General features: G+C 37.7%; 9 protein-coding genes. 8 read left to right on the plus strand and 1 reads right to left on the minus strand.

The genetic code is table 11. The features are described from left to right. Nucleotides 1-126: 126 nt before the first annotated feature. Nucleotides 127-471, plus strand: coding sequence for a Grx4 family monothiol glutaredoxin (gene grxD, locus CDA10_RS06910; protein ID WP_089604874.1), 345 nt, complete (start codon nucleotides 127-129; stop codon nucleotides 469-471). A gap of 214 nt (nucleotides 472-685) precedes the next feature. On the opposite strand, the gene CDA10_RS06915 is transcribed toward grxD, so the two are convergent. Beyond that, nucleotides 686-3,271 carry an AAA family ATPase gene (locus tag CDA10_RS06915; protein ID WP_407640369.1) on the minus strand — a complete coding sequence of 862 codons (2,586 nt, stop codon included), beginning with the start codon at nucleotides 3,269-3,271 and terminating at the stop codon, nucleotides 686-688. A gap of 226 nt (nucleotides 3,272-3,497) precedes the next feature. Between CDA10_RS06915 and CDA10_RS06920 the strand changes: the two genes are divergently transcribed. The 7 genes from CDA10_RS06920 (at nucleotide 3,498) to CDA10_RS06950 (ending at nucleotide 12,318) form a co-directional block, all read left to right on the plus strand. Then, on the plus strand, nucleotides 3,498-5,642 hold the full coding sequence (locus CDA10_RS06920; RefSeq protein WP_089604876.1) for an AmpG family muropeptide MFS transporter: 2,145 nt from the start codon (nucleotides 3,498-3,500) through the stop codon (nucleotides 5,640-5,642). Nucleotides 5,643-5,857: 215 nt separating this feature from the next. Further along, entirely contained in the window at nucleotides 5,858-8,056 is a 2,199-nt protein-coding gene (locus CDA10_RS06925; RefSeq protein ID WP_089604877.1) for a YncE family protein, read from the plus strand. A gap of 117 nt (nucleotides 8,057-8,173) precedes the next feature. Continuing rightward, on the plus strand, nucleotides 8,174-8,575 hold the full coding sequence (gene gloA / locus CDA10_RS06930) for a lactoylglutathione lyase (protein ID WP_089604878.1): 402 nt from the start codon (nucleotides 8,174-8,176) through the stop codon (nucleotides 8,573-8,575). Nucleotides 8,576-8,790: 215 nt separating this feature from the next. Further along, nucleotides 8,791-9,798, plus strand: coding sequence for a bile acid:sodium symporter family protein (locus tag CDA10_RS06935; protein ID WP_089604879.1), 1,008 nt, complete (start codon nucleotides 8,791-8,793; stop codon nucleotides 9,796-9,798). 201 nt (nucleotides 9,799-9,999) lie between these two features. Then, on the plus strand, nucleotides 10,000-10,224 hold the full coding sequence (gene rpmE / locus CDA10_RS06940; RefSeq protein ID WP_004831212.1) for a 50S ribosomal protein L31: 225 nt from the start codon (nucleotides 10,000-10,002) through the stop codon (nucleotides 10,222-10,224). A 350-nt stretch (nucleotides 10,225-10,574) separates the two neighbouring features. Then, on the plus strand, nucleotides 10,575-11,474 hold the full coding sequence (locus CDA10_RS06945; protein ID WP_089604880.1) for an alpha/beta fold hydrolase: 900 nt from the start codon (nucleotides 10,575-10,577) through the stop codon (nucleotides 11,472-11,474). Nucleotides 11,475-11,544: 70 nt separating this feature from the next. Beyond that, a complete protein-coding gene (locus tag CDA10_RS06950; RefSeq protein ID WP_167374952.1) occupies nucleotides 11,545-12,318 on the plus strand; it encodes a helix-turn-helix domain-containing protein in 774 nt (257 codons plus the stop codon). The last annotated feature ends 133 nt before the right edge of the window (nucleotides 12,319-12,451 follow it).

Consider the following 12,451-nt stretch of genomic DNA (forward strand, 5'->3'; position numbering starts at 1 on the left):
ATCATCTAACCAAAGATTGGCAAAGATTTAAAGCCTAAATACAAATAAAATTGGAAATAATCGCCAAGACATATTCTTTATTGTGGATTTAGGTATAATGCAGGCAGATGAGTTGAGGATTTATCAATGACTGAACAAGCGCGTGATACAGAAGCATTAATTCGCGATCAAATTGCTAAACATGCAGTACTTCTTTATATGAAAGGTACTCCGCAGTTCCCACAATGTGGTTTCTCTGCTCGTGCAGTTGAAGCTCTTAGTCAAATTGGTCGTCCATTTGCTTATGTAAATATCTTGGAAAATGCTGATATTCGTGCACTTTTGCCACAAATTGCAAATTGGCCAACATTCCCACAATTGTGGATCAATGGTGAGCTGATTGGCGGTAGCGATATTATGCTCGAAATGTTCCAAAATGGTGAGTTAAAGCCGTTGGTTGAACAGTATAGTCCTGCATCTGAAGCTCAATAAGCTGAAGATATTCAAAAAGCACCGAAAGGTGCTTTTTTATTGGCTAGTTTTTTGTTATTTATGAAAAAAATATTTTAAATTCTTAATTTTAAGAGTTAAGTTTTTTAATAAATGTAGAAGTTTAATCATTTATTATCATCATTACAAAAGCATTACGCTCTGATATTCAGAGCGTAATTTTATTTTTGGTTAAACTTTCAAAATAAAGGTAAAATTATTCACTTTTATTTTGTTTTTCAATTGGTTCGATAGAAGTAATCTCAACAATAGCCGTTGCTTCGCTTTCAACCTTTTTGTCTTTTTTTGCCTTCTTCTTTTTTTTCTTTTTCTTCGGCTTTGTCTCGATTTCTATTCCGTCTTCAAGCGCTTGCCAGTATTCAAGCTGCGCCATGACAGCAGCATAGATAGAACCTTTGGTGTAACGACCTTTTTTATCGAGCGTTCCGACAGGACGAGCCATGAGTATTTCTAAAGCTTGATCAATGGTATCAATCGCATGAATATGGAATTGTTTAGCTTCAACGGCTTCAATCACATCTTGACGTAACATCAAATGTTGCATGTTTTGACGAGGAATGATCACACCTTGCTTGTGCGTTAAACCTTGTAATTTGCATGCATCAAAGAAGCCTTCAATTTTAGCATTTACACCACCAATCGGTTGTACTTGACCCAATTGGTTCATTGAGCCTGTAATTGCCCATGATTGATCAATCGGTAATTGGCAAATTGCTGATATCAATGCGGATAATTCAGCAACAGTGGCACTGTCACCATCGACTTGACCATAACTTTGTTCAAAGGCAAGGGCAGCAGAGAAGTGTAAAATTTGTTCACGACCAAAATGTGCTTTTAAGAAGCTAGACATCAACAACACGCCTTTGGCATGCAATGAGCCGCCTAATTCAACGCTACGTTCGATATCTAAAATATCACCGCCACCTTGATAAACTGAGGCAGTTAAGCGAGAAGGCAGGCCAAATTCAACATCTGCATAATGAATCACAGACAATGCATTGATCTGCCCTAAACGATGCCCACGTGTTTCAATCAATTGTGTGCCGCGTGATAAATCTTGCCAATACAACTCACGTAAATAGCCTAAGCGGTATTGACGATGTTTGAGTGCGGTATTGATGTGATGTGATGTCACTAGCTTTTCACCAGATTGTGCAGCATGGTGATGCGATTCACGAATCAAATCGCCTAAGGTTAAAGCATGTAATGACAATGAACTTTGGTCTTCAGCTTGGCGACTAGAGTCTGTAAGTAAGGCCGCAAGTGCTGAGCGATCAAAAGGCAATAATTTGTCTTGCTGAACATAATCTGCAATCAACTGCATATAGGCTTGTTCATTGTCATCATTACGTTGCAAGGTATCGGTAAAATCAGCACGGATTTTAAAAACACTACCTAGTTCAGGTTCAAGCTCTAAAATTTCATAATAAATTTCAGGTTCTGCAAGTAAAACGACTTTTAAATTCAATGGAATAGATGCCGGTTCAATCGAAATACTCCCGGTTAAAGTCAGCATGTGTTCCAACGATGAAAGCTTTAATTGTCCAGACTTTAAAGCACGTTTTAACCCTTGCCATGCATAAGGTTGTTCTAAAAGCTGTTCAGCTTCTAAAATTAAAAAACCACCATTGGCTTGATGCAAAGAACCTGGACGAATTAAAGTGAAATCTGTCGTAATCGTGCCATTTTGAGTTAATTGTTCAACATGACCCAATAAGTTGTAATGGGTTGGGAAGTCTTCAAAAATAACTGGTGCACCTGAATTCGGCTTATTACTCACCACCACATTGGCTTGGTAGCGAGAAGGCACACGGTTAAACAGCGCAGGAGAAAATTCTTCACCTTCTTGGTCTAAAATGGTTTCGACATTTTCAATAATATCGGCAGCATATAGTTTTAAGTACTGTTCAAGCCCTTGTACGGATTCAAACTTATTGAGAATGACTTCCATGCGAGGAATAACAACTTGCTTGGCAATATCACGATTGAGTTCAGAAACTTTATCTCGTGCCTCATCTTCAAGGTCACCCAGTTGTAAACCTAACCGTTCTAATTTTTTATCCATGTAACGGATTTTGGAATGAATTTCAGCACGTTGTTTGCTATTCAAAGCATTCATGTCTTCTTGTGACATTTCAAAAACTTCATCATTTTTGACATGAATCGGTACAAAGATATGCTCATCATGTCGATTGATGAGTTTTAGATCTAAATCTTCGCCTTCTTTGGTCAATTCAACCAAGGCCAATTGTTGTTCATTACCAGTCACTTGGCGGATTCGTTCGATATGATTGTGATATGTTTCAGCACTAAAACGACGTTCAAGCTGTTTGAGAATAGTTTGCCACGTTTGATGAACTAAACTCTGAAATTTACTGCCTTGGCTTGCGGGAAAACGTAGTGCAATTGGTTGTCTTGCATTCTTAAAGTTATAAACATAGACCCAATCATCAGGGGTTTGCATTGTTTTAGCATGTTGTTGTAGTAAACGCTTAATCATGGTGCGTTTACCTAAGCCTGCTGTTCCTACTGCAAAAATATTATAGCCAGAATAAGGCAAAGCGATGCCTGCCTCTACAGAGGCTTTAGCACGATCTTGACCTAAAAAGTTATTTAAGGGCTTAATTCTTCGTGTAGAAGAAGGGATCGTTACAAAATTTGGAATATGCGTAAGCTGCTCTGATTTAAGCGCCGTTAGTGCCAGTGTATTTTGAATTTCCGTTTGATCAAAAGCAGTTGCTAATTTGTTTTCAATTTTTTGTAGTGCAGTTGTGGTTGTCATATTAGAAACAGTGGTTGAACTTAATTGATCGTGTCTTTGCGTCACAGGTTGAATCCAAAACAAATGAAGGTTTAAAAGTTAAAGGTATACAGGATTGGGGGTAAAGATCAAGCGCCAAAAGCGGAAATATCTGTAAATGCGTACAACAGTTGCATAAAAATGATTGAAACTCTGAGCATTAAGCGGTTGAATAGCACTATTTCATTTTTCAGAAAATAATAACGCAATGACAACACAGTCTACAGGTTGGAAATCTGCCTTTACCGCATTTCTTGACCGTCGTGCAGCTATTATGCTGTTTTTGGGTTTTTCAGCAGGTATCCCAATCCTTCTTATCTTCTCTAGCTTGTCTTTATGGTTGGGGGAAGCTGGGATCGAAAAGAGCGCAGTAACTTTTTTTAGTTGGGCTGCTTTGGGTTATTCCTTCAAATTTGTTTGGGCACCGCTGATTGATGAATTGCCCGTACCATTTTTAACCAAAAGTTTAGGCCGAAGACGTGCTTGGTTATTGATTGCTCAGATACTCATTATTTGTGCAATTAGTATCATGGCATTTTCAGATCCTGCGCTTGGGCAGAGTTATATTTACCAAATGGCGGTTGGTGCGGTTTTGCTCGGCTTTTCAGCAGCAACGCAAGATATTGTCATCGATGCTTATCGTATCGAACTTGCTGAAACTGAAATGCAAACGGTGCTTGCTTCTACTTATAATGCGGGATATCGCATAGGGATGATTGTTGCAGGTGCAGGTGCGCTGTTTCTTGCTGCATCATTAGGCACGGCCAAAGGTAACTATATTTATGAAGCTTGGAAATATACCTATTTAACCATGGCTGCTGTGATGGTCGTTGGTATTATCACGACATTAATTATCCGTGAACCGATGGTTAACCGTATAGATAAACATTATAAAAATATTGATTACTATCGCTTAGTATTTGTTTTTATTGTCGCTGTTGCAAGTTTTGTTTGTTTCTATATTTATTCGGATGATGTTGTCCAGTATTTGCAAACACAGTGGGAAATCAAAGACAGTTTCTTGAAATTTTTAATGGAAGCTGTGCGATTTTTAGGTTCTGGTGCAGGTGCTATTTTTGTAGCAACATTCCTCATACGCATGGGTGTTGTGAATAAGCAAATGGCCTATGAAACTTGGGTCAATCCGATAGCCGATTTCTTTAAACGTTATGGAGTTAAACTGGCTTTAGTTTTATTATTGTTGATTGGTTTTTATCGAATTTCTGACATTATTGCAGGGGTGATCTCCAATGTGTTTTATCAAGATTTAAATTTTACCAAAGAACAAATCGCTGAAGCAGTCAAAATTTATGGTGTAATTTTCAGCTTGGTTGGTGGTTTCTTAGGTGGTTTACTTGCACAACGTATGAACATTATGAAATTGATGTTTGTTGGTGCAATCTTGGCAAGTTCAACCAATTTAATCTTTATTGGTTTGGTGAAGTCAGGTGCGCCTATGCAGCCTGTCATGTTACAAGTGGGTGAAAAACAATACCAAGCTCAACCTGATGAAGTGGGTTATTGGAAAGTCCTCGTTTCAAATCAAGACCTAGTACAGGCTAAGCAGATTCAAGTGAATGTTGCACTTGCAGATCAATCTGAAAAAGCTGAATACGTTGTGCCGTATTTAACAGACAATGGTGCAGCACAAATTCAAATCCTACCTGTGACCAGTGATAATCAACTATCAACAGCTGAGTTAAAGCAAAATGTTGTCATTAAAGGGCAACTTGTAGGTGTGCAAGCGACTGACTTAAATGCAGAACAACCAATCACTTTAAAGTTGGATGGAAAAGAGTATTCTGCAAAACTAGATAAAGATGGCATGTTTACTGGGACAATTGATGGTAAAAATTTACAAAGTTCTGCTTCAAAAAATGTCATTGCAATCGCCAACTTTAATCAGTCACATGCGAATTTAAATGCACAGCAAAATTATCAAATTAGCGATAAGAAAACTGCTGTGGATGTTGATATTCAACCGATTACAGTAGTCAATTTACAGTCCGCAGATGCTGTAGAAATTAAAGGTAAAGTAATCGAACAATACAGTTCAGCTTGGCTTTATTTTGCAATTATTGTCGATAATCTGGCTTCCGGCTTAGCAGGTGCAGCATTTATCGCATTCCTTTCTAGCTTGACCAGTGTTTCATTTACAGCCGTTCAATATGCTATTTTTAGCTCACTGATGACTTTAACACCTAAAATTCTAGGTGGTTATTCTGGAACGATTGTAACCAATATTGGTTATCCGAAATTCTTTTTAATGACCACTTTAATTGGTATTCCGATCCTCATTCTCGTGGTGTGGGTCGCTAAACTTTTGAGAGAACATACAAATCGTCAAATTTAAAAAGCTGAACAATTAAAGTATGAGAGTAATGGACTTCGCTCTCATACTTTACTCAAACCTATTTCATTTGAACTGTGAAATAGGTTTTTTAAATTTAGAGTGTGATTTATATTTGAGAATAAGCATTTATAGTGATCGATTTAGTTTTTAAATAAATATATTGATCCACAATTTTTGTTAATTTGTGTGGGTTGGATTTTCTATTGGGGAATAGGATGAATAAGCAACTTTTTGCTTTAAATTTAGCCATAGTATTGGCATTGTCGGGATGTGGTGGCGGTGGAGGTTCTGAACAAGGGAAAAATAATTCAGACAATGGTAATGAAACTACACCAAAACCACCATCTGAAAATAATAATGAACAATTTGTTTTATTAAAACAATTACGTACTGCTGATGCTGCATCAGAGTTAAATCCAAGTACATTTGGTTTGGACGAGTGGAACCCGCGAGCGATTGCTAGAGATGGTGATGTATTATATATCGCCAATAGCAATGAAAAATCACAAATTTTGCGCTATGACTTAAAAACTAAAACTGTACTTACAGCAATAGACCCTGAGAAAATCACAGGTATTTTAAAAGCATGGAATACTTTAAATGATATCAGTATCTATAAAGGTCGTTTATATGTTTCATCATTTCCATCAAGCCGTGTCGATGTTTTAGATATCAGTACAGGAACACCACAATATGTCATGGCGTTAGGTACGGGACAGTGGTGGGGTGATACAGCAAACAGCGCAATTGTGCATACACATTCAGTGACTGCGAATGACAATTACGTTTTTTCAGCAGATATGGAAAACCGTATTAATGTCTGGTCGCAAAGTCAGGTGGTTGCAGCAAATAGTTTAAAAGCTCGAAAATATGCACGCTTGGTATTGCCAAAATGTGAGCGAAAATGTGTTGTACGCTTAGAAACCGTTGGAAATTTACTTTATGCCAATTTAAGCAATGGTAATACCTTTGTTTATGATGTGAGTAATTTACAACAAGGTGCTGTTGATGTTGCAGCAACACGCCAACAGACAGGTATTGCTTCCGTAAGCCATTTAGCCAATGATGGTTTGCTTTATGCATTACGTAGTAGTGGGGCAGTAGAAACTTATCCAAGTGATCAATTAACAACGATAAGTGACGTATTACCCAATGCTATTGATCGTATCGCATCTTATCGCGTACAAGGTCAAGATCAATCTCAGAGTTTGGCAAAAACCACTGATCTAGCTGTATATGAAAATAACCTGATGAGTTTGGTCAATAATAAAGTCATTATTATGCCTTTGCGTGCTTTACAGCAACGTAAAACATCCACTGTCGTGAATCCATTACAGTTGCAGCAAGCACAAAAAGTCAGCAGTTATAAGATGTTACAGGATGGTGAGAGTTGGGAGACGCTCACGAATCCGAATCTACGTCATGTGATGATGAATGAAATTCTCTCTGCAACGTTGAACCGTGATACCGTTCAATTACAAAGCTACAGTGCCATACCTGTTTCAGATTTAGAAATTCAAGCAAGACTTAAAGGGACTGAACAATGGATGGTCTTGGCTAAACTGGATCAATTGGATGCATTTTCAAATGTGTCATTAAAATTGAAAATAAATGATGATTCACGCTTTAACTTGATCGATGGTTCAGGTTCGATCCAATTGGCGGGTTTAAGCCAATTAAATCAATTACCAAGTGATCTTTTTGATTTAAAAATTGCTTCGCAAACGGATATGCATGTTCAAAAATTGTCGAAAATTAAAGCCAAGTGGAATATTTATTTTGGTACGTATAATCCTGAAGCAGACTCAAAATGGTTGAGAATTACACCATTATATGCCCGTGAATGGGTCATTATGATGACTAATTTTGCCTATACCTTAAGTAGCCCTGAATTCGAACATCTTTGGTTTAATCATAAAAAAGTCATGGGATATGATTTCTTTGGTAATGGTGGCATGATTGATGGCGAAAATGGTTACTTTAAAGACGCTGATTATACGCGTGTCTATCAAGAAATATTTGATCGCGGTGGGATCTCTCTAGGGATTACCAATATGGGTGGTGGACTCGGCGGTGGTGCTGTTTTAGGCGTTGATCCTTGGATTTATTATGGTCATTACCGCTGGTCTGGCTTAGGCATTGTTGCACATGAATTTGGACATCATTGGGGTAATCATAGCAGTGCATGGTCAAATGGTAATTATGGCTTCCAGCCGATGATTGGCGATCTTCATTTTTACATGCAACATCAAAATGATTTGCCGTATTTAGATCCGAATGCCAATAAACTTCATTTGGCAAATGCGGCTGATTTATATGGCAGTGTTTCAGCAAATATTGTGAACAAAGCACCAAACAGTTCACCGTGGAATAAAATTGATCAGTATTTTGCAGATTATCCATTGAAAAAATAAAGACCAAACGAAGTAAAAGCAGCCAAACAATGGCTGCTTTTACTTTGAGTAAATTGAAATTTTCAACGCTATTGCCTATATTGACAGGCTATATTTTATAAAATAGGAAAATCAATCATGCGCATGCTGCATACCATGTTACGTGTAGGCAATTTAGAACAATCTTTAGCGTTCTATACTGAAGTACTCGGTATGACTTTACTTCGCAAACGTGATTATGAAGAAGGTCGCTTTACTTTGGCTTTTGTGGGTTATGGTGATGAAGAGAGCAATACAGTGCTAGAGTTGACGCATAATTGGGACACATCGAGTTATGAGTTAGGTAATGCTTATGGTCATATCGCCATTGCTGTAGATGATGCTTATCAAGCCTGTGAAGAGATTAAAGCACGTGGTGGAAATGTTGTTCGTGAAGCAGGGCCGATGAAGGGTGGCGTGGCGGTGATTGCTTTTGTTGAAGATCCAGATGGTTATAAAATTGAATTAATTCAGCAAGATCATGATGCTCGTAACAATTAATTATGATGGTCGTTGAGTAGGATGAAATATTCAGGAAATTGTCATAAAACACTTAAGTAAAAGCCTAAGTGTTTAAATGAAATACTGAACATTTTGTATAGATGCTAGCTTAATTTATTTAGCTCAGTAAGATAAGTCGTTTACCTATAGGTAAACTTTTGATTACTGGGCTTTTTTGTAAGCTCTTAATTTCACTCAGAGGATAGGGGGCTTAGGTGAAACTATTAAAAATTCTAGCTTTGGATCGGTTTACTTTTCTTTTGGTTGTAATGGTCATTTTGGCTACACTTTTACCTGTACATGGGCAAGCTGCGCTTGTTTTTGGCAAAGTGACGACCTTTGCCATCGCCATTTTATTTTTCTTACATGGTGCAAAACTTTCCCGTGAAGCTGTTATTGAAGGCGTTTTACATTGGAAACTTCACGCGTTGGTCTTTGCATTTACATTTGCATTATTTCCTATCATTGGATTGTTTGCTGAGCCTATTTTAGTACCACTATTGGGACAACAGTTGTACTGGGGTTTCTTGTTTATGTGTTTTTTACCATCAACAGTACAGTCTTCAATTGCTTTTACTTCAATGGCTAAGGGAAATGTGGCAGCCGCCGTGTGTAGTGCTTCATTTTCAAATTTAATAGGTATGTTTATTACCCCAATTTTAGTGAGCTTATTTATTTTTGGGCAATCTAAGCATGGTTATGATCCAACCTCATCAATTATCGAAATTACTTTACTGCTGTTAGTGCCTTTTATCGCAGGACAATTATTACGGCCGTATGTTTTCCCAATCATGCAGAAAAACCCCAGTATTGTGAAAACTTTTGACCAAGGTTCTATATTGATGGTGGTCTATGGTGCTTTTAGTGGGGCGGTTGTTGCAGGACTTTGGCAGCAGGTGAGTTGGACGACACTGATTTATTTAATTTTAGCGTGTTCAGTTTTTTTAACGATCATCATGCTATTGGCATTCTTTATTCCCAAATGGCTCGGGTTTAATCAACAAGATCAGATCGCTATTTTCTTTTGTAGTTCAAAGAAAACGCTTGCTAGTGGCGTACCCATGGCGCAAATTCTGTTCATCGGTCAACCGCTTGGTATGATTGTTTTACCGATTATGATCTTCCATCAGATTCAGCTAATGGTTTGTGGTGTGATTGCGAGTTATTGGTCAAAGCAAAAAACGACCGAAATGCAAATTAATCAAGATTCTGTGTTGGATTAGTCGCATTTGGCTAAAAACTTCAGTATAATATGCTCCACTTGTTGTGCTTAGCTCTGACACTTATAGTCTCGGTGGGCCAAAAGAAATGGTCTGTTGTGGTGTTAACCTGTTGAATTTATTTTTAAATCAACTTTCCTCAATTTATTGAGAGTGGTTAATTGCGATGACAGCAAAACCTTTCTTAACTTAGGAGAATCGACCATGCGCGCCGATATTCACCCAAAATACGAAAAATTAGTTGCTACTTGTTCATGTGGTAACGTTATCGAAACTCGTTCTGCTTTAGGTAAAGAAACAATTTACCTTGACGTATGTTCAGCTTGCCACCCATTCTATACTGGTAAACAGAAGAATGTTGATACTGGCGGTCGTATCGATAAATTCAAACAACGTTTTGCTGGTATGTCACGTTCTGTTAAACGTTAATATCGCGAAACGAAAAAACGGGCTTAAGCCCGTTTTTTTGTGTCTAAAATTTGTGTTTAGAATTTTTAACGATGTATAAGTGATCTGTTTGTTAAAGCATGTTTTTAATTAGGTATTGAATCTTAATCAGGCGATATAAGAACTATCATTCTAAAAGAAGTACAAAATTATGCGCTCATGGTGTTTATCTAAATCTTAATTATCGAGCGAGTATCTCATTATCCTATAACCCGATCGCCTACCTTTTATCTTATCTCCTTAACCCTTTTATAACTACCTGATAGGTAGTTGCGAGTGTATCAGCATTGGCACATCATCATATCTCTTATAACTCAAAGAGAGTTTTGATCATGTCGCTCAGTCATACACGTGCTGCAGTAGAACAAACATCCTATTCATCAGCAGCGCAAGCTTTTCTCAAAGCTCCTATTCAGCACATCAAAGTAGACGATGCAACTTTTGCCTTACGTCGTTTTGGTAAGGGGCCAGCATTATTGTTGATTCATGGGTTTCCCTTAAGTAGCTTTACTTGGCGACATATTCTACGAGGGCTTTCGGCGCATTTTACTTGCTATGTACCAGATTTACCCGGGCTTGGTGATTCAATTTGGCAGGACAACACAGACTTTAATTTTGTAGCACAAGCAAGCCGCTTGAAAAAAATGATGGATATTCTGGAAATTTCAAAATATAGCATTATCGCGCAGGACACTGGTGCGACGATTGCCCGTTGCCTGACGCTACAAGATAGTCAGCGTGTCCAAAAATTAGTGATGATCAATACTGAAATATCATTTCATCGTCCGCCATGGGTCGTTGAGTATCAAATACTCACTAAAATTCCTGGGGTGGCACTGATATTTCAACAATTATTGCGATCTCATAGCTTTCTTAAATCATCCTTGGGTTTTGGTGGTAGTTTTCAAAATATGGCATTGATGAACGATGAATTTTTGCAGCAATTCATCGCACCATTGGCAGATAAAACTCGTTTACGAGGGCTTATTTCTTATTTGAATGGTATTGATTGGGATGTTGTAGATGGTCTTGCTGTACAACACCAAGCTATACGTCAGCCTGTATTATTATTGTGGGGTGAAAATGATCTGACCTTTCCATTAACTTATGCAGAAAAAATGTTACCAGAGTTTCCTGATGCGGTACTTAAAATCATTCCAGACTGTAAATTATTACCTCATGAAGAAAAGCCTGAAATGGCTCTAGTCGCCTTACTTGAATTTCTTGGGTGAGAATAAAAGTGTTTTATATTGCAATGAATAAAAATAGATTTTAATGAGATAAACTTTTATGGATATGAGTATGCGATCTGTTATAAGTTTTGGTCAAAGATTAAAGCACTTACGTAAGTTGCGCGCTCTTAGCCAACTCGAACTTGCAGAGCGTTGTGGTATTTCGCAACGACACCTTGCATTTTTGGAATTAGACAAATCGAATCCTAGTCGGCGAATGGTGCTGGATTTAGCCGATACACTCCGTTTATCAATTGATGCTCAAAATACACTGTTATTGGCGGCGGGTTTTGCTGCTGTGCACCCAGATACAGCATGGTCAGATAAACGCTTGGAATATATTGATCAGGCTGTAGAGATGATTCTTGAAAAACAAGAACCTTATCCTGCTATTGTTGTTGATCGATTGTGGAATATTAAACGAACCAATCGAGCAGCTGATACATTATTTGCATGGATATTTGATTATCAAATGGTAATTTCAGCAGATATTTTGGTTGGGCAGAATTTAATAAGACTGATGACAACTGAGGCTTTGCAACCTTTAATGCCAAATGCTATTGCACTGGCGCGAGAGTTACTAGTAGCCACACGAAGGATGTTTGATTCATCAATAGAAACATTAAATGAGCTTGAGTTGCTAGAAAAAGAGTGTGGTATTCATAAAGAGCGCAGTATTCATACTATGCAGCCTCCACCCTTAGATTGGCCAGTCATTCCAGTTATACTAGAAAAAAATCAGGTTAAACTATCTTTGGTATCTACAATCACATCATTTGGTGCACCACGTGATTTAAATCTACAAAATATGTTAATTGAAAGTTTTTTCCGACTGATGCCGTGACTAAAGCTTTTTTTCTAACGCTCCAAAATCCATAGTAAGTATAGATATTGCTAACATAAAAATTGATACTTAATACAGTGTTGGAATCAAAGATGTTGGGAGGTGTGAGTTTTTCTAAGTGTAGCAAAACATG

Source organism: Acinetobacter piscicola (assembly GCF_002233755.1).
Lineage (GTDB): Bacteria > Pseudomonadota > Gammaproteobacteria > Pseudomonadales > Moraxellaceae > Acinetobacter > Acinetobacter piscicola.